21 protein-coding genes and 1 tRNA gene are annotated in these 21,616 nt (G+C 63.9%); 8 read left to right on the top strand and 14 right to left on the bottom strand.

All coding sequences use genetic code 11. The features are described from left to right. The first annotated feature begins 493 nt into the window (after positions 1-493). The gene (locus ACFPMG_RS27885; protein ID WP_376998453.1) at positions 494-1,030 is read left to right on the top strand and encodes a hypothetical protein; all 537 of its coding nucleotides are present in this window, start codon (positions 494-496) and stop codon (positions 1,028-1,030) included. Between the two features lie 8 nt (positions 1,031-1,038). Continuing rightward, a complete protein-coding gene (locus ACFPMG_RS27880) occupies positions 1,039-1,623 on the top strand; it encodes a YgjV family protein (RefSeq protein WP_376998452.1) in 585 nt (194 codons plus the stop codon). On the opposite strand, the gene ACFPMG_RS27875 is transcribed toward ACFPMG_RS27880, so the two are convergent. Next, on the bottom strand, positions 1,574-2,080 hold the full coding sequence (locus ACFPMG_RS27875) for a DUF6790 family protein (protein WP_237904978.1): 507 nt from the start codon (positions 2,078-2,080) through the stop codon (positions 1,574-1,576). The genes ACFPMG_RS27880 and ACFPMG_RS27875 overlap by 50 nt on opposite strands. A gap of 219 nt (positions 2,081-2,299) precedes the next feature. On the opposite strand from ACFPMG_RS27875, the gene ACFPMG_RS27870 reads away from it, so the two are divergent. Next, a complete protein-coding gene (locus ACFPMG_RS27870; protein WP_376998454.1) occupies positions 2,300-3,028 on the top strand; it encodes a hypothetical protein in 729 nt (242 codons plus the stop codon). A gap of 189 nt (positions 3,029-3,217) precedes the next feature. On the opposite strand, the gene ACFPMG_RS27865 is transcribed toward ACFPMG_RS27870, so the two are convergent. The 3 genes from ACFPMG_RS27865 to ACFPMG_RS27855 all read right to left on the bottom strand — a co-directional run bounded on the left by ACFPMG_RS27865 (position 3,218) and on the right by ACFPMG_RS27855 (position 5,699). Next, complete coding sequence (locus ACFPMG_RS27865) at positions 3,218-3,502, bottom strand: hypothetical protein (protein WP_376998451.1); 285 nt, start codon at positions 3,500-3,502, stop codon at positions 3,218-3,220. A gap of 131 nt (positions 3,503-3,633) precedes the next feature. Next, positions 3,634-4,125 carry a hypothetical protein gene (locus ACFPMG_RS27860; RefSeq protein ID WP_376998450.1) on the bottom strand — a complete coding sequence of 164 codons (492 nt, stop codon included), beginning with the start codon at positions 4,123-4,125 and terminating at the stop codon, positions 3,634-3,636. Then, positions 4,125-5,699: a hypothetical protein gene (locus tag ACFPMG_RS27855; protein WP_376998449.1), complete on the bottom strand. Its 1,575-nt coding sequence runs from the start codon at positions 5,697-5,699 to the stop codon at positions 4,125-4,127. Before ACFPMG_RS27855 ends, ACFPMG_RS27860 begins: the two co-directional genes overlap by 1 nt. A gap of 259 nt (positions 5,700-5,958) precedes the next feature. On the opposite strand from ACFPMG_RS27855, the gene ACFPMG_RS27850 reads away from it, so the two are divergent. Together ACFPMG_RS27850 and ACFPMG_RS27845 are read left to right on the top strand one after the other, a co-directional pair. Beyond that, on the top strand, positions 5,959-6,201 hold the full coding sequence (locus ACFPMG_RS27850) for a transcriptional regulator (protein ID WP_376998448.1): 243 nt from the start codon (positions 5,959-5,961) through the stop codon (positions 6,199-6,201). A 95-nt stretch (positions 6,202-6,296) separates the two neighbouring features. Then, complete coding sequence (locus tag ACFPMG_RS27845; RefSeq protein ID WP_376998447.1) at positions 6,297-6,656, top strand: hypothetical protein; 360 nt, start codon at positions 6,297-6,299, stop codon at positions 6,654-6,656. Positions 6,657-7,132: 476 nt separating this feature from the next. Here the strand turns inward: ACFPMG_RS27845 and ACFPMG_RS27840 are convergent, their stop codons facing one another. From ACFPMG_RS27840 to ACFPMG_RS27820, 5 genes are all read right to left on the bottom strand, one after another. Then, positions 7,133-7,642: a hypothetical protein gene (locus tag ACFPMG_RS27840; protein WP_376998446.1), complete on the bottom strand. Its 510-nt coding sequence runs from the start codon at positions 7,640-7,642 to the stop codon at positions 7,133-7,135. Next, on the bottom strand, positions 7,639-8,556 hold the full coding sequence (locus tag ACFPMG_RS27835; protein ID WP_376998445.1) for a hypothetical protein: 918 nt from the start codon (positions 8,554-8,556) through the stop codon (positions 7,639-7,641). Before ACFPMG_RS27835 ends, ACFPMG_RS27840 begins: the two co-directional genes overlap by 4 nt. Before the next feature lie 449 nt (positions 8,557-9,005). Next, the gene (locus tag ACFPMG_RS27830; protein WP_376998444.1) at positions 9,006-9,209 is read right to left on the bottom strand and encodes a hypothetical protein; all 204 of its coding nucleotides are present in this window, start codon (positions 9,207-9,209) and stop codon (positions 9,006-9,008) included. A gap of 890 nt (positions 9,210-10,099) precedes the next feature. Next, positions 10,100-11,317: a tyrosine-type recombinase/integrase gene (locus ACFPMG_RS27825; RefSeq protein WP_376998443.1), complete on the bottom strand. Its 1,218-nt coding sequence runs from the start codon at positions 11,315-11,317 to the stop codon at positions 10,100-10,102. Positions 11,318-11,548: 231 nt separating this feature from the next. Then, positions 11,549-11,638: transfer RNA gene (locus ACFPMG_RS27820), tRNA-Ser, on the bottom strand. 668 nt (positions 11,639-12,306) lie between these two features. Between ACFPMG_RS27820 and ACFPMG_RS27815 the strand changes: the two genes are divergently transcribed. Then, the gene (locus ACFPMG_RS27815; RefSeq protein ID WP_376998442.1) at positions 12,307-12,735 is read left to right on the top strand and encodes a PAS domain-containing protein; all 429 of its coding nucleotides are present in this window, start codon (positions 12,307-12,309) and stop codon (positions 12,733-12,735) included. An 83-nt stretch (positions 12,736-12,818) separates the two neighbouring features. Continuing rightward, the gene (gene frc / locus ACFPMG_RS27810) at positions 12,819-14,069 is read left to right on the top strand and encodes a formyl-CoA transferase (RefSeq protein ID WP_014200103.1); all 1,251 of its coding nucleotides are present in this window, start codon (positions 12,819-12,821) and stop codon (positions 14,067-14,069) included. A 127-nt stretch (positions 14,070-14,196) separates the two neighbouring features. Here the strand turns inward: frc and ACFPMG_RS27805 are convergent, their stop codons facing one another. After that, complete coding sequence (locus tag ACFPMG_RS27805; RefSeq protein ID WP_376998441.1) at positions 14,197-14,457, bottom strand: hypothetical protein; 261 nt, start codon at positions 14,455-14,457, stop codon at positions 14,197-14,199. A 97-nt stretch (positions 14,458-14,554) separates the two neighbouring features. Here ACFPMG_RS27805 and soxR point away from each other — a divergent pair, with 97 nt between their 5' ends. After that, positions 14,555-15,019, top strand: a complete 465-nt coding sequence (soxR, locus tag ACFPMG_RS27800; RefSeq protein ID WP_376998440.1) for a redox-sensitive transcriptional activator SoxR — start codon at positions 14,555-14,557, stop codon at positions 15,017-15,019. A 434-nt stretch (positions 15,020-15,453) separates the two neighbouring features. On the opposite strand, the gene ACFPMG_RS27795 is transcribed toward soxR, so the two are convergent. The 4 genes from ACFPMG_RS27795 to ACFPMG_RS27780 form a co-directional block, all read right to left on the bottom strand. Beyond that, positions 15,454-16,299: an IclR family transcriptional regulator gene (locus ACFPMG_RS27795; protein WP_051140212.1), complete on the bottom strand. Its 846-nt coding sequence runs from the start codon at positions 16,297-16,299 to the stop codon at positions 15,454-15,456. Positions 16,300-16,409: 110 nt separating this feature from the next. After that, positions 16,410-19,163 (bottom strand): formate dehydrogenase subunit alpha, encoded by a 2,754-nt coding sequence (gene fdhF / locus ACFPMG_RS27790; RefSeq protein WP_376998439.1) that lies wholly within the window; start codon positions 19,161-19,163, stop codon positions 16,410-16,412. Between the two features lies 1 nt (position 19,164). Then, on the bottom strand, positions 19,165-20,895 hold the full coding sequence (locus ACFPMG_RS27785) for an NAD(P)H-dependent oxidoreductase subunit E (RefSeq protein ID WP_376998438.1): 1,731 nt from the start codon (positions 20,893-20,895) through the stop codon (positions 19,165-19,167). Between the two features lie 117 nt (positions 20,896-21,012). Then, the coding region (locus ACFPMG_RS27780) for a thiamine pyrophosphate-dependent enzyme (RefSeq protein ID WP_376998437.1) at positions 21,013-21,616 on the bottom strand (604 nt) is incomplete at its 5' end.

Below are 21,616 nucleotides of genomic sequence, written 5' to 3'. Positions count from 1 at the left end.
GGTCGTGACAATCCTCGATCAGCCAATCCGGCGCATAGACTTCCCCGGAGCCAGGATCGGCCGTCAGCAGGAGCAATATCTGCTCCCGTGTCAGGTACCCCTGGACCATGAGCCTGCTGCTGTATTGGGGCTTGGGCATGCCGGGCTCCATCGACCTGTGCACCCGGTCAGGATGCGCTTGACGCACCATTCTGACAATCGCTCACCCCTGCCGCCGGTCCGCAGATCTGGCACGTATGTCCTGTGCTTCGAGCCGGGCCTGCACCGATCGCGCGACCAGTTCCCGGCTCTGCTCCTGCAGTGACCGTGCCCGCTTGAAAGCGTCCTCCCGAAGTTGGAGGAGCCGCTGAAACCGGGCCGCGGAAGCTCGTGTGTCCATGGCGGATCAACCCACCCGGTGCACCGCCGTTCCAGCCACCAACAACCCGAATCCACCCCGCCGCCCGGCCCCAGCCGAGGCGGCTTTTTTCATGCCCGAAGGAGGGGCATCCCCATGCTGCCACTGCTCATCCCCATCATCTCCGCCCTGGCCCCGGTGCTGCTGCCGGAGGTCGCCAAGGCCGCCCTCGGCACCGGCGAGACCGCCCAGAAGGTCGGCGAGGCCGCGGTGTCCGTCGTCTCCGCGGTGACCGGCCTGCCGATCACTACCCCGGAAGGTGCGGCTCACGCGGCGGCCACGGTGAAGGACGATCCCGCCATGCTGGCCGAGCTGTACCGCCAGCAGGGCGATCAGGTCGTGGCACTGCTGCGGCTGGACAACGAGGACCGGGCCGACGCCCGCGCCCAGACGGTCCAGCTTGCCCAGGCCGGCAGCCGCATCTCCTGGGGGGCGCCGGTCGTGTCGGTGATCGTGCTGCTCGCCTTCGGCTACGTGCTCCAGCTCGTCCTGACCCAATCCATCCCGCCGGGGCAGGAAACCACCGTCTCGATCATGCTCGGCGCCCTGACCACCATGGCGTCGGCGGTGGTGTCCTACTGGGTCGGCTCCAGCGCCGGGTCCGCGGCGAAGGACAAGCTGCTGCGGAAGTGAGGGGTACCATGACCGTTCCTCACCTCTCCGACCTCGCCGGGGCCGCCGGGTTCGTCCTGGTGGCCCTCTGGCCTTGGCTGTCCGGTCGGCGTGCTTTGCTGGCCGGACAGGGTGCCTCTGCCGCAGCCTTCGCGCTGCATTACCTGCTGATCGGGGCCGGGACCGGTGCGGCGATGTCCGGCCTGTCCGTCGTGCAGGTCGCCACCGCCTGGTCTGATGACCGGCCGCGGTGGTGCCGGGCGCTCTATACCGCCACGGTGCCGGCGCTCGCGGTGCTGGCCGCCTCGACCTGGGCGGGCTGGCCCTCGGCCTGTGCAGCGGCCGGGATGATCCTCGCCACCGCGGCGCGCTGGTGCCGGTCGGCCCTCCTGCTGCGCGCGCTGTTCCTAGTGTCCGGAGCCTGCTGGGTCGCGCATGACCTGCTTACCGGCTCGACCTTCGGGTTGGCCGCCGACCTGCTCTGCATGGCCGGGCTGGTCTACGGCGCGCTGCGCGATTGCTTACCTCGGAAGCGCGACGAAGCAGCGCTCGGCCAGCTACTTCCTACCTCCCAAGCGCCAACGCCGGGGCCGCCTTCCGTTGAGCCGCGATGAGGAGCAGGATCAACAGGAATGGCCGGATGCAGGTAAGAACGAGAAGAATGCCAGCGTTCCCAGGCGCATAGTTCCCGGCCACCCAAATCTGATGAAAGTGGCCGTACGCCACGCCGATGTAGAACAGCGATGCGTAGGTCACGACCGCCGCCTTGAAGTCGAGTGATCTGCGGAAGGCAAGCACCCCCATGACGCCCAGCGCTATGTCGGCGACGCCGATCTCGAACTGAAACGGGCTTGTCGTCCACCCGATGAATGCCGCGGCGCGCTCGGGAGCGAACACATGGAACAGCCCAGCCCAGAGAGCATCGACACCAACGGCCAACAGCAGCAGCCAGGACAGATAGCCTTCCGGCGTCCGATCAGATCGGCTGAGGGTGGGAATGATGATCGCCAGTAGAAAGGTGATCAAAGGAATGTGTGTCAGGACAAATCGTATCAAATTAGCGGCGTCCATTTCGTCCTCCATGGAAGAGACGACAAGCGGACGTTGAGACGTTTCTCTCGCCCGTTCCAAGAGGCTATCGGAAATACCTCGATGTAGGCGCTGGCCTCGCGCCTGTGTCTGTTATGGCGAGGTGCGCAACCGCATCGATCCTGCGAACTGATGTCTGCAGATCGTCGGTCTGAATACCCAACCCCTATGTTCAATCAAAGGATACCAACCGTGAACGCCATGTTCCCGGCACGCACAGCCGTGCCCGATTTCCGCCTCGTTGAGACCCTCTCGTTGGGCACCGGCCCGCTGGCCCCGGCGCTGGGCGCCGCGCGTGATCGCCTCTGCGAGGAACTGATCGCCCGCGGCGTGACGCCGATCCTGTGCGAGTCCTGGCAGGACCTGGAAGCGCTGAACGCCCGGCACCGTGACAGCTGGTTCCCCCTACTGCCCAAGCCAACCAGCGCTCCAGCCTTCTGGCTCGGGCTGGTCGACAGCGAAGGGGAAGTGGTCGCCACGCACGCCGTGGTGTTGGTCGACTGCGCCTCCTCCAGCTTCGGCGCCCGGCTGGCGGACCTGTCAGCGCTGCACGATCCCGGCTCGGCGCCGGCGGATGAATGGGCCTTCGTCGCCAGCGAGGCCGCCCACGACACCCGCGGGTCGGTGGCCTGGATCGTGGCGGGCTGGACCCGCCCGGATTGGCGCGGTGCCGGGCTGTTCCATCGGCTCGGCGAACTGGTGCGGCTGGTCGCCCTGGCCCGCTGGAACCCGAAATGGGTGGTGGGACTGGTCGATCCCGAGACGGTGCCGGTATGGAGCAGGCGGGGCGGTGGCCGGCGCCGGCTGGAGGAGCGGCCCGGCATGCTCTATCACCAAAACGGCGTCGGGCGGCTCCCGCTGCACTTCATGCGGTTGAGCCGCCACGCCGTGTATATGGATCTCGGTATCTGCGGCGGCCCGTCCTGGTGACCGAGGCCGCCGCCGTGTCAGTGGGATTCGAGTAGCAACGTAACAGAGCGTCCGATTAAGCCGAGACGGTTGGGCGGAGAACCTCTTTGCGTCGGTTTCCGTACAGCCGATCAATCCGACAGGGGTTTCCGTCTACGCTTCTGAAAATTGGAATGGTCAGGCGATCCGCCCCCTGTCGGAAAACACATTTTATCGGACAGCAGCCCAATTTACTTCGGCTCGGCTTCCATCAACGGCATCTACAACGAAATGCTCTTTGAAAACCTCAATTCCAATATTCCTTATAAATGATTGCATTTGCTTTGGACCAAGCTCGGCGACTGCCACATATAGCATTCTCTCCATTATGCTTGTCTGATCGTCAATTTTGTTTCGCCGCCGCACATTAAATACTTTGTGAACCCCATCAGTTGGAAGGACGGCTAGCAATGGAAGAGAATCATAGCCCATTCCAATATCTTGAGAGTCTGTCATAACTTCCTCCGTAACTCACTTCCGCATCCTCGCTCAACATGCCTAAAAATTCTCCTAATACCTAGGCCATGTTGGTAGCGTTCCAATCGGATTATCCGTTCCGTTGCTACTCCAAGCCCTCAGGGAAGCGTCTACATGTCGATGGCCGATAGAACCGCCCGCCGCCCACGGTCATCCCACCCGAACAGCGCCTGGGTGTAGACGAAGGGCCGCCCCACGCCGGCCACCGCGATCCGGTTGAACAGGGCCTCGCCCGCACCGATGGCCTCGGCGTATTCCAGGCCGACGCGGCAGGCGAACTCGGTGTGCGGGTCCTGGTCCACCGGCTGGTCGAGGACGGAGCGAGCCCACCCGCGGCCGAGAACCCCGACCGTGGGTGCGCCGATGTAGCAGAACCGGAGCGGCTCGGCCGGCCCTTCGGAGGCGAGGAAGGTGCACCGGCCCAACAGGCCGCTGCCCTTCAGGAACCGGAACACGGTGGGGGTCAGGGTCCGTTGCCGCCGGCACTCCGTCACGATCTGCTGTTGCCACTCAGCGGCGCTCCGCATGGTCAGGCGCCGGGTGTCGATGACGACTTCCGCCGGGCGCCGGGTGCCCTGGTCGGGGAAATGGAGGACGGGCATCACGCAGCCTCCCAGCGGTAGGCGTCAACCATGGCGGCGAACATCGTGCGGACCTGCTCCGGACGGCATCCGCCCGCAGCGGCGCCGGCCTGCACCATGGCTTCGGTGGGGGTGTCGGGGATTGCCAGGGACGCCGGCGCCTCCGTCCGGAACGCGGCGATGGTATCCGCGAAAGCGTCGGTTTCCGGTGCCGTGGGTGTGACGAATGGGCCGGCGGCGACCGTGGCGCCTTCGAGGTGTGCAATCAGCCGCCACAGCGCCACGAGGTCCCCGGCCGAATTCAGCACCGCCGGCATCGGCCCGCCGAAACAGGACGGAGTGACCGCGGCATCTTCCGCCAGCCCGATCAGGTGCAGTTTCAGCCGGACCGCGACGCCGGCCAAGGTAATGGGCATGGTCGCCTTGATCTTGTCCCGGAGGGCATCCACCGCGAGCCAGGACGGTTCGTAGTCCTCATCGGTCAGTCCGTCGGGAAGCGCCTCGTAAGCACTCACCGCGGCGGTGTAGCGATTCCAGAGGGTAAGGAGATGGGCATCTGGTTGGGTGCAACTCTGCACCGGCCCGGCTGGGATGGCGGAGAGGAACGCGGCGGCCCGAAGCAAGGCGCCGAACAGCGCCTCAGCGGACGTGCCTTTCGCGTGCACGTCGCAGTATGGCAAGACGGATGATGGATGGCTGGCAATTCGCAGCACCGCCAAGGCGTCGGTGATGGTTTGAGGCGCCATGGCGGACACGGCGAGCGCGATGGCGCACCATTCATCCACCAACCGGTCGGCGCTTTCCCTGTCCTCATCAGGAAGGGCGAGATGTTCCGCATGGTTTGCGGCGATCCGGTCGGCGGCCTGGGCGAAGGTCATCCCGAGCGACGGGATGCTGCTGCTGCCTGTCGCAGCCCCCGCGATCCCGGACGGCACCCCAGCCAGCACCGCGTAGACGCGCCGGATCGTGGCGGCGTCCGTCTCGTCGGCGCTTTCGCCAACCGCCATCCCGGTATCCGGATCGGCCAGCAATTCGAGCTGTGCCAGAGCGTCGGCGGGGGTCCTGGGGTCGGCCTTCAGCGCCGCTTCCGTGATGCGGATCGCATCGGCGGCGATCTTGTCCGAATCGGCGTCGTCCGCCTCTGCGGCCTCACGCCACCGCCGCCGGATCGAGGTGACAGCATCCGTGAAGGTCATGCCAAGCGCGGGGATAGTGCTGCTCCCCTCCGTGGTCTGGACGGTGGCCCGCAGTTCGGACAGGTAGGCGTGCAGCCCTTCCGCGAGGGCCAGAGCCACCGCTTCCGGGACCGCGTGTGCGGTGACGTTCTGCCGCGCCAGACTCAGATATTGGCCGGCGGCGGCCACCGCATCGGCAAGGCTGCGGACAGGGACGGCACGCACGCGCTTGGTGAGGGTGTGGTCCTGGTCCATCCAGAGCGCAATGCGCTGGTCGGCGCTGAGCGAGGGGTCCGCTTCGGTCGCCAGATAGTCGTTTTCCCATTCGGACAGCGCGTCGGACAGCGGCGCCGCGGTGCCAAGCAGCAGGGCGCGCAGCGACGGTAAGGCGGGCTGCCCGGAGTCGTCACGTTCAGCCATGACGCACCTCCGCCAGCACGAACAGGTTGCTCAGCACCGCGAGCGGAACGCGCCATAAAGGCAAGGGTGTGGTATTGACGGAATCAGCCATGATCCGATCTCCACTCAGGTCGGGTTGTGGTCAGGCCGGGCCGGGTGGTTCCAGCACTCGGTTCGGCCGCTTGCCCAGATATCTGAGCCCTGCTACGATATTTCGAACAGGCGATGCCTGCAACGACAATCGTAGCGATGCTCAGAAATGCACCCTATCCAACTCGACATGGCGCTGGCCGCGGTAAAGTGGGGCGTCCGTGATCTTGCGGCAGCGGCGAACGTCTCTATGGACACGATTGCTCGCTTCAAGCGCGGCGAACGGGTGAAAGAGAGCACGATCGATTCGATGCGTACCGCCCTGGAGGGGGCCGGCGTCGAGTTCATTCCGGAAGGCACCTACCAGGGGGACGGGGGGGCGGGAGTACGGTTGCGGCAAACTGAAGCAACACCTCTCACGAGGCTAGATTGAGTAGATATATTCGCTGCAGAACGCTACGAGCATCATTGCGAAGCGCAAGAGCTTACTCAAGATGACGTGACAGTTGTATTTAACAAGTGGATCAGATGATGCCATGGGTTGCGATAGCCGGCGGCTTGTTTTCTTTATATGCTGTAGTTGGGTTTTTTATAAGCATCAATGAATGGGATGCTGTTAGGAAATACTACGAGCAATGCCAAAGCAAGATAAGTGCTATGGGAACAATTGAAGAGAAAATTTTTTCGCAAGCTGGGTTTATCAGCAGGAATAACAAGGGATTGCTTGATATAGCTTTGAAAAATTTGTCGATTCCTGAAAAAATACTTCTCCTTTCGACTGAACCGAATCTGTTAATCGAAGCTAACCGCGCCCATGCAGGCATTGAGAAGCAAACTGGGGTGGCGCTGCTTGAGCAAAAATATTGCTCAGACATCAAGCGGCCATAGAAACCACGGACCTACCGGGCACCTCCCAGCGCACATGAGAAAGCCCGCCGCGGGAGACCCGGCGGGCTTGTTCGTGTCGGGCATCAGCAGCCCCATCCAGCGCGCACGCGACCGAAAGGCGCCAACAAGGTAGCCCCTCACCCGCAGACCGCACCCACGGTCCACCGGAGCGCGTTCCATCGGGCAACCGCGGGCCGGCCGCCGGTCGAGGCGACGCCCAGCGCCAGAGGGGCACACCGCCCCTCCCCGCCCGGCTGGCGAGCTGCGTCACCATCACCATGCAGGTGAGCAGCTCCAGGACGGCGGGTGAGTGCCCCGATGGAAGCGGGGTTGTGGGGGCTGCCCGCCCCCGCCCTACGGGCTGGCCGGCGGTGGGGCGGTGACGCTGGATGGGCGTCAGTCCGGAGATGGACGGATGCCCCGAGGCAGGCAAGTAGATAGGACCGACAGGATGGAATTACGAGAATTAAACAGATTTAGAATTTCCGACGCAGAAGCATATGGATGCGCTTTAACGACATAATCAGCGTCAACACAAAGTTGATGCAGAAGGCAACCGAGATAGATGAAATCACCTTTGCAATAACCCCAGCAACCATTCCAGAAATAACAAGAAGAACAGTAGCTAGCACTGCATTTAATATTGCATAAGAAATATTAGCAAAAATCTGCCTCAGAAACCTCTTCTCCAGCTCTAATCTTTCAACTGAATCTTTATTCAAAGACTCCGGAGGTCGCAAAGAAATTGAGTAGAGAAGAACCAGAACGTTAATCAGTAGGCCAGCGAAGATAGAAAGCGCAGAAATAGCGGCAGCAATTGCATCCTTCTCAATTGCGCCATACATAAAATAAAACAAAAGCGCCGCAACAAGCGGCGCAACATAAAATACCAATATATCTAGTAATGACTTTTCATTGCTTTGCTCATTGCTTAATGTATCCAGATGATCCTGAACGATACACCATGCATTGATCTTTGAACTCATAACACGATCCCTGCCTTTCGGGCCATCCCTCGAATAACCGAGTCCGATATGGAAACCAAGCTATTATAATCTGGATGCCCATTCGAGCCAACAACAACATCCCTAGTAATATTTACGGACGCGCGAAATCTCTTTGGCTGTACAACATCAAAAGTCCTAGCCACCCCGTCAACAGTAACCTTCGCCTCAACTGAGTCATAGTCAAAAGCATGAAAGCGGTAGAGTGAGTTGATGTCACGTTCACCGTCCACCACCTCCAACAAACCCTGTTTATCAAAGAAGCTCTTTTTCTTCGGCCTTATAGTCAGTTCAACAACTCCCTCTTCTTCATTCGTAACACCACCAAATTGATCGGCAATGTCCGAAGCAATGGAATGCCTTATCAACTTCACGTGCTCAATACGCCCTCTCGCAATATAATCTCTCAGCACTTCCTGCGGCGCCAATGGGTTAATATCCATGACAAGTCCATTGTGGTCTCTAATAAATTGACCAACAATCAGAAGATCAAATAGGTTTTTAATACCACCTAGTCCAGTCCTCTGCAAAACAAGGACGCCCTTATCCTCATTTGGAGGTAGCTTTAGTGAAAAGAAATATGGGATTGGATCTGCATCCGTCTTTTTTTTCTGATAAACAGTCTGCCCAGTAGAAGTATCAATGATATCTCCACTGAACCCAAAGTGACCAACAAGCATCAATCCACGCAGCTCGTCACCATTGAGGCTCAGGTTCTCAACCTTAACAGACCTATGAATCGCGTTTATCGCAATATATTTAGTCGAAAGCTCTCGCAGATACCTATGAATGCGCGAAATTAAAGGGCCCCTGCCATCATAAAGACCAAGTGGCCTCGCCTTTGTTTTACGGGCTTCACGAACGCGCACAATATAGGCATCAAGAGAAATGATCATAAACCGCAACCTCAGAAAAACAGACTCACACCTCTCTCTCATGGATAATCTCAATGTGGCAAGAAATCCTCCAATTTAGGGCGTAATCCCGCCCATTAAGCGGGTTTTGAAAGCAATTTGCATATTATGGTATGCGTCCGCACACGAATCCAACGGTGTCTCAGGCCGTCTGGAAGCCGAATCAGGCGTTTCCCCGATATTATTGAACTGCTCAGGCCACTCTCCACTACCTCACACCACCAAGAACCCCTCCGGCCTCTCGTCGGTGCTGTGGATGCTCGGGCCGGTGTCGCTGGCCAGGATGCGGCCCACGGCCATAGCTGGCTGTGCGGTGTGCATCCGCCCCACCGCAGATTCGGAGCGTGCTGAGCTTGAAACGTCACATGTGACGAAATACGATTGGAAAGAGGAGGACGGGGGCTGCAACCCCCCGCCCTCCAGACCCGATCTTAGCTCAGCAGGTCAAGCAACCGCTTGATGATCTCCAGAGCCAGGATCAGGAGGCTGAAGAAATCCTTCATCTTCTTCTCTCCAAAGAGCGGCGGGGCGGTGACCACTTCACCGCCCGTCCGCGCCCCTCTAGCCGGCCTCCCTTCAGTGAGTTCTGGCTTTATCGGCCAGAAGGCTGTCGCAGCAAGGTGCTGGACCAGCACATCGTGACGCTCAGCCTTGGGCGAAGTCAACAATCACACAAATCAATCTGAGATGGGGCAAGACTAACCGGAAATGTCTTTCCGAAAGTCGGAACGATCTTTCCGACTGATTTCGTCCTTTTCGGTTCACCCTGGTTTGGGGTGCCGGATAGGCTCATTAGCCACTGGCAGGATACTAGCTTGGAGTGGTCGCGCACTCAACTCTCAGCCGACTCGCAAGGGTGGCCTCGATGCCGATCGCACATCGCTCCACGGGCCCACCCCGGTCACCTCGCGTTGAAAAGCCGGCTGGGCATGACGCGCCGGCCGGCTACAGGTTCAGGCGCTTCCGCCCAGATCAGGCCGCCGCAGTGCTGGTGCCGTCCAGCCGCATGGTCACGGCGCTGGTGTCGTTGCCCGCGCCCATTGCCTCGTCAGGTCTTCAGGAAGCCATCAGGATTCTCGTCGGTGCCGTAGTACACAGGCCAGCGTTGACCGCCGGAATGCGCCGACTGGTCTGTGACATTCGGTACGTTCGCAGCGCCGTCCTGGGCCGGGCCGGCAAGCCCGCGGACCTGACGATGGACTGTGATCGAGGTGCGAGCTGTCCGTTGGGTGTCCGTCACGGGTTCAGGGGGGATAATGCGTTACACGACACCTGTAACGCATTAATCGAGTGTGCCGGCCGTGACGGGTCCGTCTGGCATCCGTCGCGTGTCCGTCACGGATCGCGAACGGGCTCATGACGGATCACACCGCCGGCCGTGACGGTGCGGCACCCGTTCCATCGGCCGTGGCGACGGATCGGTAACGACCGTTGACCTGACTTTTCGGGGACTGACGGTCTGAACCAAGGGGTTCTCGCCACGATGGCAAGAACCGGCTTCACGGCAGGGGGGCCATGGCGGGCGCTACCCATCGGCCTGTTCGGTTTCCTCGTTCAAGCCAGTAACGAACTGCGCCCACGCCTGCATCAGCATGCGCCGCTTTTCGAAAAGATCCCCACGCTGATAGGCGGCCACCACCTTGTTGCCCTGTGTATGGGATAACGCTGCCTCCGCAACATCGTCTGGGAAATGGGTCTTCTCGGCAACCCAGGTCCGGAACGTGCTGCGGAATCCATGAGGGGTGACGTCCAGCTTCATCCTGCGGAGCGTCATGTTCATCGCCATGTTGGAAAGCGGGCGGTCCTTGGTCTGCCCGGTGAACACCAACTCTCCCCTCCGAATCGCGCCCATCTTCCTCAGCAGTGCGAGTGTCGGTTCCGTCAGCGGCACCCGATGTTCGACACCTGGCTTCATCCGCTCTGGTGGGATGATCCAAATCCGCCTCTCCACGTCGATCTCAGACCATTTCGCGCCCAGAACCTCGTTGGTTCGTGTGGCGGTCAAGATGGCCATCTCCAGCGCTCGCGCTCCCATGCCGTCCTGAACCTGGAGCTTCGGCCAGAACGGTGGCATTGAGGCGTAAGGGAGGGCGGCGTGATGCTCGACCTTCACCACATCATTCTTGGCGGGCAAGATGTGGTCGAGGTGGCCGCGCCACCGGGCTGGGTTCTCGCCTGACCGATGCCCGCGGACCTTGGCGTAGTCGAGAATCGATTCGATGCGCCCACGGACCCGGCTGGCCGTCTCCGTCTTGGTGGTCCAGATCGGCTCCAGAACCTTGAGCACGAGGTTGGTGTCGATGGCGTTGATGGGTAGGCTCCCAATCAACGGATAGGCATAGGTTTCGAGCGTCGACGTCCATTGCGCCCCATGCTTGGCGCTCTTCCATCCGGCCTGCATCGATTCGATGTAGCTGGTAGCGCACTCTTTGAATGTCACGGCACGGGCCGCCTCCAGCGCTTGCGCGGCCTCCTGAGCCTTCCTGGCTTCGAGCGGGTCAGTTCCTGCCGCTACGACCTTCTTCGCTTCTACGGCCTTGTCTCGGGCCTGCGCGAGGCTGACAACGGTGGTTGAGCCCAGCCCCATGTCCCTTCGCTTCCCGCCTATGGAGTAGCGGAAAATCCAGGTCTTGGCCCCCGTGGCGGTGACCTGAAGGTAGAGGCCATTGCCATCGGCGAAGAGGCCTGGGGTCCGAATCGTTTCGACTTTTCGAGCTGTTAAGCCGACGGCTTTTTTCGGCATCTTCCGCTCCGAATCAGCAGGTTAGCCCCGTGTTGATGGGTATCCTATGATGGGTAACGGAGCAGCGTCAGGACGGCGGTGATGGGTACGAGGCGCTACCCGCTATCCTACCCATCATCAGGGGTCGGCTTCCGGCGGTCAAGGGCGATGGTTGGCGAAGGAGGTGTCGGGCTAAAAGCCAGCAAACATGCGGGTTTGGCGGGGTTCAGCGAAATTCGGCGAAGAAGGAATTGGCGGATGGGGTGGGATTCGAACCCACGGTGGGGTTGCCCCCACGCCAGTTTTCAAGACTGGAGCCTTAAACCACTCGGCCACCCATCCGATTAGCGCTTTCAGCGCTTTCCGTTGCGCTCTCTGGGGCTCAAGGCTGATTGGTCCCCAGGCTCGCCACCGATCCCCGCAGGTTTATGGCACTGGGGATCAACGGAAGGCGCGAAGATGCCCCGGCACGGTCCTCCGGTCAACTCGCTTTTGATCCTTGCCACATGGGGACCACAAACCCTGACGCCGGACGGTCGGACCCGTTATGGATTGCGGTGCTCACGCCGGCGCGAGCCTCCTCCGTCGCCTGCCGGTACGCGAGTTGCCTCACCCGCCCATCACCATGCTCACCGGCTGGGAGCTTCAGCTTGGCAGAAGGTCCGGGCAGCAGGCGGGCCGCTGGTCAATGGCCAGCGTTGCGTGACGACACATCCGACGCGATCCGGGTTCATGAAACAATCCATGGATCGCCATCAGCGCAGAAAGAGCATGCCGGATTCGGTCACGCTCCGCTTGCCATTCTCCGGCATTTACCGCGAAAGGTCCGGAGCGCGATTAGTTCGCCCAACGCACAAAAGGGCTTGCCAGGCATTTCGCATCTGGTATACGGTATCTCACATCCCATCGTGCTTCGGGAACGAAGTGCAGAACCAACGGCGCGGGCGTGTTTTGAAGAAAACATGACGGTGCCGTGAGGTTTCGGGTCCGGTGTCGGAGCGAATGCTTTCATGAGCGCAACAGTCGATTTCGCACAGCTGGTCATGGCCGCCGGGGACGCGATCGTCGTGTCCGACGCGCAGGGCGCCATTACTCTGTGGAATCCGGCGGCCGAACGGATGTTCGGCTTCGCGGAGGGCGAAGCGCTGGGGCAATCGCTCGACATCATCATCCCGGAACGCCAGCGCCAGCGCCATTGGGACGGCTACGCCAACACCATGCGCACGGGCCAGACGCGCTACGGCAGCGATGTGCTGCGCGTCCCGGCCCTGCACAAGGACGGGCACGCCCTGTCCATCGCCTTCACGGTCGCCCTGCTGACCGCGCCGGACGGCACGGTGACCGGAATCGTCGCCATCATCCGCGACGAGAGCAGCCGCTGGGCCGAGGAGCGCAAGCTCCGCCGACGCCTGTCGGAGTTGGAGTCCACAAGTCCGTAACCCACAACCCATCCCGCCAGTTTGTCCGTGTTGTCCAGTGCTCAACAACGGCATCGCAATAAGTGAGAGGGAGTAAACGAGCCATGAGCAAGCCGCTCGAAGGAATCAAGATCATCGACTTCACCCACGTTCAGGCCGGCCCCGCCTGCACGCAGCTCCTCGCCTGGTACGGCGCGGACGTCATCAAGGTGGAGCGGCCGGGTTCCGGCGACGTCACCCGCAACCAGCTCCGTGACATTCCCGAAGCGGATGCGCTCTACTTCACGATGCTGAACAGCAACAAGCGCTCGCTGACGCTGGACACCAAGACCCCGCAGGGCAAGGAAATCCTTGAGAAGCTGATCAAGGAGTCCGACGTCCTCGTGGAGAACTTCGGGCCGGGCGCGCTCGACCGCATGGGCTTCACCTGGGAGCGCATCAACGAGCTGAACCCGGGCATGATCGTCGCCTCGGTGAAGGGCTTCAGCGACGGCCACCATTACGAGGACCTGAAGGTTTACGAGAACGTCGCCCAGTGCGCCGGCGGCGCGGCGTCGACCACCGGTTTCTGGGATGGCCCGCCGACCGTCAGCGCCGCCGCTCTCGGCGACAGCAACACCGGCATGCACCTTGCCATCGGCATCCTGACCGCCCTCATGGGCCGTTCGAAGACCGGCAAGGGCCAGAAGGTCGCCGTGTCGATGCAGGACTCGGTCATCAACCTCTGCCGCGTCAAGCTGCGCGACCAGCAGCGCCTCGACCGCGTCGGCTACCTGGAAGAGTACCCGCAGTACCCGCACGGCGAGTTCTCCGACGTCGTTCCGCGTGGCGGCAACGCCGGCGGCGGCGGTCAGCCGGGCTGGGTCCTGAAGTGCAAGGGCGCCGAGACCGACCCGAACGCCTACATCTACTTCACCATCCAGGGCCACGCCTGGGCGCCGATCTGCAAGGCTCTCGGCAAGCCGGAGTGGATCGACGATCCGGCCTACAACACCGCCCAGGCGCGTCAGGACAAGATCTTCGACATCTTCGCCTTCATCGAGGGCTGGCTGGCCGACAAGACGAAGTACGAGGCGGTCGACATCCTGCGCAAGTTCGACATCCCGTGCGCCCCGGTGCTGACCATGAAGGAAATCGCCGAATGCCCGTCGCTCCGCAAGAGCGGCACGATCGTCGAGGTCGACCACAAGGCCCGCGGCAAGTACCTGACCGTCGGCAGCCCGATCAAGTTCTCCGACATGACCGTCGAAGTGACCGGATCGCCGCTGCTCGGTGAGCACTCCGACGAGGTTCTGGCCAGCCTCGGCTACACCCCGCAGCAGATCGCCGAACTGCACGCCAACAAGGTTGTCTGATCGCTTCCCGACAGTCTGACGGCACACCTCGCGAAAACGGCGCCCCCGAAAGGGGCGCCGTTCCTTTTTGTGCGCCCGGCCCTCTGTTCTCTCCAAGGCCCGCTCTCTCCAGGGAGAGAGGGCGCCTTCAGCGCAGCCACTCCCTCACCTCACGGATGCGCTGGTTGCCCTCCGGCGTGCGGGCGTAGGCCTTGCCGTACTGGGTGTCGTATTCGCGCACGAAGCCCTGGCGCAGCAGCCCGTCCAGCACCGGGCGGACGATGGCCGGCTTCAGGTTCGCGGCCTTGGTGATCGTCAGGAACGAGGCCGGCAGAGCCGTCACCTCCGGCCCCGGCGTGGCGCGCAGGGTGTTGAGCGAAGTCCAGTCGACGGAGGTTGGTGAAATCATCGGCTACCCTCGATGCGGCGCGCTGTTGACTCTCTCTCGATACGACCTCAACTTCACTTGAGGTCAAGAGGTTCCGAACCCCAGGGGAGGCCCGGCGATGGCGATTCTCGATCCCGCCGACATGGACAAGGACCTTTCCGTGGGCGAGGTCGCGGAACGCTCCGGTGTGGCAGTGTCCACCATCCACTTCTACGAATCAAAGGGGCTGATCGCGAGCTGGCGGAGCAGCGGCAACCAGCGCCGCTTCCCCCGCGACGTGCTCCGGCGCATCGCCGTCATCAAGGTGGCCCAGCGCCTGGGCGTCCCCCTGGCCACCATCGCGGAGGCGCTGAAGACCCTGCCCGACGGCCGCACCCCCACCGCAGAGGACTGGAAACGCTTGTCTGCGGCCTGGAAAGCGGACCTGGACGAGCGCATCGCCGTGCTCACCAAGCTGCGCGACGGGCTGGAGGGGTGCATCGGCTGCGGCTGCCTGTCGCTCGGCGAATGCCCGCTGCGCAACCCCTGGGATGAGCTGTCGGAGGACGGTCCCGGCCCGCGCCTGCTCGATCCGCGGCGATGATCGCGCTGTTTTGCCGCACCGCAGCATAGCCTCCTGATCCGGCGCCGTCTCGGCAATAAAAAGGCCGTGCTGTTTCCAGCACGGCCAGTATCCGAGAGGCTCGCATATAATGCGGAGCAACAACCCGCCCGATACAAAGGGTGATGAACCCTGTGTAAGAAGAATGATGCCCGAGTCCTCGCCAGTACGCAACAAGGAATCTTAAGTTTCCACATTGCGGAAACAAAATGTTTTGCCAAAAAAAGACCGCGCCGTTGCGGGCGCGGTCAGTTTCTTCAGGGCAGCACTACGTGACAGGAAGGAAAACCGGGGTAACAGCCGCCTCGACCCAATCCGAAGGATTTGCGGATCGGGGCGGATCGCGCCTCCCGGCCGGCGCGAATTCGAATTCCGTAAGGGTGTTCCGGATCAGGCCCAGGGATCAGGCCAAAAGATCAGGTGGGGAAGCGCCCGCCGATCTCGGCGGTCACCGCCGCGGCGGTGCGCTTGACCATCTCGCCGAAGGCCACGACGCGGGCGTCGTCCAGGCGCCGGTTGGTGCTGGACAGCGACAGGGCGCCGATGACGCGGGCCTGCTCGTCGTAGATCGCCGCGGCCACGCAGTGCAGGCCGCTGACCCGCTCCTCCTGGTCCACGGCGTAGCCGCGGTCGCGCGTCAGGATCAGCTCCCGGTGCAGGGCCGGGATCGACGACACGGTGGTCCGGGTGAACTGGCGCATGCCGCGCTGGGTCACGATGCTCTGCACCCGCGTGTCGGGCATTCCGGCCAGCAGCGCCTTGCCAACCGCGGAACAGTGCAGCAGCGTGCGGTCGGTGACGGGCAGCGCCGCCTGGGCGACGCGCGGACCGCCGACGCGGTGCAGATAGATCGCCTCGCCGTTCTCCTCGATCGCCAGATTGACGACCTCGCTGGTCTCCTCCATCAGCCGGCGCATGCGCGGACGGGCGACGTCGAGCAGGCTGCGCGTCTTCAGGAAGCCGGTGCCTGTCATGTAGGCCTGCACCCCGACCGCCCAGCCGCGCTTGCCCTGGTCGAAGCGCACGTAACGCTCCTCCTGCAGGGTGGTCAGCAGACGGTGCGCCGTGGAGGGCGAGAGATGCGCCGCCTCGGCCACCGCGGTCAGGCTCATCGGGCTGTCCGACTGGCCGAGGATGGTCATGATGCTCAGCGCCCGCGACAGCGACTGAACGAGATTGCCCTTCGCCGCACGGTCCACCGTCTCCGCGCGGCCTTCGGCCCGCGGGGCCGGGGGTGCCATCATCAGCGCTTGCGTCTTCATCGCTCCATCCCTCTCGAAATCGTCCGGCGCTGTTGGATCCGCGCCGTTGTCGTCCTCGGGTGTGGCGGCCCCCGGGCATCCCCTTGCGGGGAGCGGGGGCCGCCGGTTGGCTATGCCGCTGGCTCGATGCGGGCCGCGGCGAACTTGAACTCGGGAATCTTCCCGTAGGGGTCCAGCTTCGGGTTGGTCAGCACGTTGGCCGCCGCCTCGGCGTAGCAGAAGGGCACGAACACCAGCCCGGACGGGACGTTGTAGTCCGACCGCGCCTTCAGCTCGATGGTGCCGCGCCGGGTGGTGACCTTCATGCGGTCGCCGCCCTTGGCCCCCATCCGCCGCAGGTCCGCCGGGCTCATATAGGCCACCGCCTCCGGCTCCAGATCGTCGAGAACCTGGGCGCGCCGGGTCATCGACCCGGTGTGCCAATGCTCGAGCTGGCGGCCGGTGGTCAGGACCATCGGGAACTCGGCGTCCGGCTCCTCGGCCGGCGGGATCACGTCGGCGGGGACCAGACGCCCGCGGCCCGACGCCGTGGGGAAGCCGTCGCCGAACACGATCTCCTGGCCCGGATCGTCCGCGGACAGGCTGGGGTAGGTGACCGAGCGCTCGCGCTCCAGCCGCTCCCAGGTGATGTTGTCGAGCGACGGCATCGCCCCCTTCATCTCCCGGAACACGTCACGCGGATGCTCGTAGTTCCAGTCCAGCCCCAGGCCGCGGGCCATGGCGTTGACGATCCACAGATCCTGCCGGGCCTCGCCCGGAGGCGGCAGGGCCTGCCGGCCGAGCTGGACCTGACGGTTGGTGTTGGTCACCGTGCCGGTCTTCTCCGGCCAGGCCGAGGCGGGCAGAACCACGTCGGCGTATTTGGCCGTCTCGGTCAGGAACAGGTCCTGCACCACCAGATGGTCCAGCTTGGCGAGCGCGTCGCGGGCGTGCTCCACGTCCGGGTCGGACATGGCCGGGTTCTCGCCCATCACGTACATGCCGTTCAGCGAGCCGGCGTGGATCGCGTCCATGATCTCCACGACGGTCAGGCCGCGCTTGGAGTCCAGCTTGGTGTCCCAGAAATCCTCGTAGAAGGCGTGGACCTCGGGATCGTCCACCGGACGGTAGTCCGGGAACATCATCGGGATCAGGCCGGCGTCGGAAGCGCCCTGGACGTTGTTCTGGCCGCGCAGCGGGTGCAGGCCGGTGCCGGGGCGCCCGATCTGGCCGGTGACCAGCGACAGGGCGATCAGGCAGCGCACGTTGTCGGTGCCGTGGGTGTGCTGCGACACGCCCATGCCCCAGAAGATGATCGAGCCCTTGGAGGTGGCGTAGAGGCGCGCGACCTCGCGGAGCTGCTCCGCCGGGATGCCGCAGACCGGTTCCATGGCCTCCGGGGTGAAGCTGGCGATGTGGGCGCGCAGCTCCTCGAAGTCCTGGGTGTGCTCCGCCACATACTGCGCGTCGTACAGCCCCTCGCTGATGATGACGTTCAGCATGGCGTTCAGCATGGGCACGTCGCGGCCCGGCTTGAACTGGAGCATGTGGCTGGCGTGGCGCTTCAGCACCTGGCCGCGCGGGTCCATGATGACCAGCTTGGCGCCGCGCTTGGCCGCGTTCTTGAAGAAGGTCGCGGCGACCGGGTGGTTTTCCGTCGGGTTGGAGCCGATGACGACGATCACCTCGGCGTCCTTGGCCGCCATGAAGGGAGCCGTCACCGCGCCCGACCCGATGCCCTCGATCAGCGCCGCCACCGAGGAGGCGTGGCACAGGCGGGTGCAATGGTCCACGTTGTTGGTGCCGAAACCGACGCGCACCAGCTTCTGGAACAGGTAGGCTTCCTCGTTGGAGCCCTTGGCCGAGCCGAAGCCGGCCAGAGCCGAGCCGCCCCGCTCGTCGCGGATCTTGCGCAGACCGGCGGTGGCGACCTCCAGGGCCTCCTCCCAGCTCGCCTCGCGGAAATGGGTCAGCGGGTTGAGCGGGTCGATGTCCACGTCGTGCTTGGACACGCCCTCCTTGCGGATCAGCGGCTTGGTCAGGCGGTGCGGGTGGTGGATGTAGTCGAAGCCGAAACGGCCCTTCACGCACAGCCGGTTCTTGTTGGCGGGACCGTCGCGGCCCGTCACCGACAGCAGCTTCTCGTCCTTGATGTTGTAGGTCAGCTGGCAGCCGACGCCGCAATAGGGGCAGACGCTGTCGACCTGGCGGTCCGGGGCGGCGGCGAAGACACCGCTGTTCAGGTCCACCTGGGTCTTCGGCATCAGCGCGCCGGTCGGGCAGGCCTGGACGCACTCGCCGCAGGCGACGCAGGTGCTGTCGCCCATCGGATCGGCGAAGTCGAAGACGATCGTCTCCTTGTGGCCGCGCAGCGCCATGCCGATGACGTCGTTGACCTGGACCTCGCGGCAGGCGCGGACGCACAGGTTGCACTGGATGCAGGCGTCGAGCTGCACCGCCATCGCCGGGTGGCTGAAGTCGGGCTTCGGCGCGCATTCCCGGCTGGGGAAGCGGCTGTCAGAAATCTCCAGGCGGTCGGCCCAGCGCCAGAACTTGCTGTCGGGGTCGTGGGCCTCCTCCCGCTTCGGCTGGTCGGCGACCAGCATCTCGATGACCATCTTGCGGGCGAACTTGGCGTTCTCGCTGGCCGAGCGGACGCGCATGCCCGGCGTCGGGTGGCGCACGCAGGAGGCCGACATGGCGCGCTCGCCGTCGATCTCGACCATGCAGGCCCGGCAGTTGCCGTCCGCGCGGTAGCCCGGCTCGTCGGCGTAGCAGAGATGCGGGATCTCGGTGCCCAGGCGGTTGGCGACCTGCCAGATCGTCTCGCCGGGGTGGGCTTCGACGAGCTCGTCGTCGAGGTGGAACAGGATGCGGTCGCTCATATCACCGGACCTCCCCGCGCAGATCGTCGCGGAAGTGCTTCAGCGCACTCTTGAGTGGGTTCATCGCGGCCTGACCCAGGCCGCAGATCGATGCCGTGCCCATCAGCCGGGCGAGTTCCGTCAGAAGCGGCTCGTCCCACACCGGCTGCTTGATGAGCGCCACCGCCTTCTCCGTGCCGACGCGGCAGGGCGTGCACTGGCCGCAGCTCTCGTCCTCGAAGAAGTCCAGCAGGTTGCGCACGACCTTGCGCATGTCGTCCTTGTCCGACAGCACGACCACCGCCGCGGAGCCGATGAAGCAGCCGTGCTGCTCCAGCGTGCCGAAGTCCAGCGGGATGTCGTCCATGCTGGCGGGCAGGATGCCGCCCGACGCGCCGCCGGGCAGATAGCCCTTGAGCGTGTGGCCGTCGGCCATGCCGCCGCAATACTCGTCGATCAGCTCGCGGATGGTGAGGCCGGCGGGGGCCAGCTTCACGCCCGGGTCCTTCACATGACCGGAGACGGAGTAGCTGCGCAGGCCCTTGCGGCCGTTGCGCCCGTGGCCGCCCCACCAGTCGGCGCCCTTCTCAAGGATGTCCCTGATCCAGAACAGCGTCTCGACGTTGTTGATGAGGGTCGGGCGGCCGAACAGGCCGACGACCGACGGGAAGGGCGGCTTGTGCCGCGGCAGGCCGCGCTTGCCCTCGATGCTCTCCAGCATCGCGGACTCCTCGCCGCAGATGTAGGCCCCGGCGCCGCGCCGCAGATGGATGCGGGTGTGCCCGGCGAGGCCGGCCTTCTCCACCGCGGCGATCTCGTGCTCCAGCAGCTCGCGGATGTGCGGGTACTCGTCGCGCAGGTAGATGTAGACGTCGGTCGCCTCGACCACCCAGGCGCCGATCAGCATCCCTTCCAGGAAGCGGTGCGGATCGTTCTCCAGATAGAAGCGGTCCTTGAAGGTCCCCGGCTCGCCCTCGTCCCCGTTCACCGCCATCAGGCGGGGGCCGGGCTCGTGGCGGACGAAGCGCCACTTGCGGCCGGTCGGGAAGCCAGCGCCGCCGAGGCCGCGCAGGTTGGCGCCCTCCAGCTTGCCGAGGATGTCGTCCACCGGGACGTTGCCCGCCAGACACTCGGTCAGCAGACGGTAGCCGCCCTCCGCCTTGTACTGCTCCAGGCTGACATAGGTGGGGATCTGCGGGTGCGTCTCGCCGTTCTTCACAGCGGTGACCACGCTCTCGACCGTGGCGTTCTCGTGCAGGGCGTGGCCGATGGCCACCGCCGGGGCGTTGTGGCAGGCGCCCATGCAGGGGGCGCGCACCACCCGGACGTCCGGCCCCATGTCGGCGGCCTTCAACTCGTCGAGCAGCTTCTCGCCGCCGGCCATGCAGCAGGACAGGCTGTCGCAGACCCGGACGGTCACGGGCGGAGGGGCTTCCTCCCCGTCCATCACGATGTCGAAGTGGGCGTAGAAGGACGCCACCTCGTACACCTCCACCAGGGCCAGCCGCATCTCGTGGGCGAGCGCCGCGAGGTGGCGGGCGTGCAGCCCATGATAGGTGTCCTGCAACAGGTGCAGATGCTCGATCAGCAGATCCCGCTGCCGGGACCGGTCACCGAGAAGGTTCTGCACCTCCGCCAGGGCCGCCGGATCGACCTGCCGGCCCTTCGGCTGGGGCCGGGTGTTCCGGCGCCCCGAACCGGGATGGATGGCGCGCCTTTTGTTGTCGTCTTTGGCGACGATGGCCGTGTCCATGTCCGCCCTCCCCTCTCGTCTCAGGCTGATTCTTCGTAACGTTGGGATGTCGTGCCGTCGTTTGGAACCGCCCCCCGAATTTTCCGGGGGGCTTTGTTTTTATAATTTAGGAAGGCGTTACTGCTTGGGCCCCTTGCGGACGGCGCTGGTGGGGTTGAGGCTGCCGATGTTGCCGCTCTCCGACCCGGCGTTGGGGTCGATCACCGCGTTGATCAGCGTCGGCCGCCCGCTGTCCATCGCCGCGCTGACCGCCCGGTACAGCTCGTCCGGCGTCGTCACGTTGACGCCCGCGCCGCCGAAGGCCTCCATCATCTTGTCGTAACGGGAGTCCGGAACGAAGACCATCGGCGACGGGTCCGACCCGCCCGTCGGGTTCACGTCCGTCCCCTTGTAGATGCCGTTGTTGTTGAACACCACGATGCACACCGGCAGGTTGTAGCGGCAGATCGTCTCCACCTCCATGCCCGAGAAGCCGAAGGCGCTGTCGCCCTCGACCGCCAGCACCGGCTTGCCCGACTCCACCGCCGCCGCCACCGCGAAGCCCATGCCGATGCCCATCACGCCCCAGGTCCCGACGTCCAGGCGCTTGCGCGGCTGGTGCATGTCGATGATCCCGCGCGCCAGGTCCAGCGTGTTGGCCCCCTCGTTCACCAGCAGAGCGTCCGGCCGCTCCTGCACCACCCGGCGCAGCGCGCCCAGCGCCCCGTGGAAGTTCATCGGC

It is taken from the genome of Azospirillum himalayense, assembly GCF_042657465.1.
GTDB lineage: Bacteria > Pseudomonadota > Alphaproteobacteria > Azospirillales > Azospirillaceae > Azospirillum > Azospirillum himalayense.
Note: the sequence above shows the minus strand (reverse complement) of the source record. Positions and strands in the feature narration are given on the sequence as shown.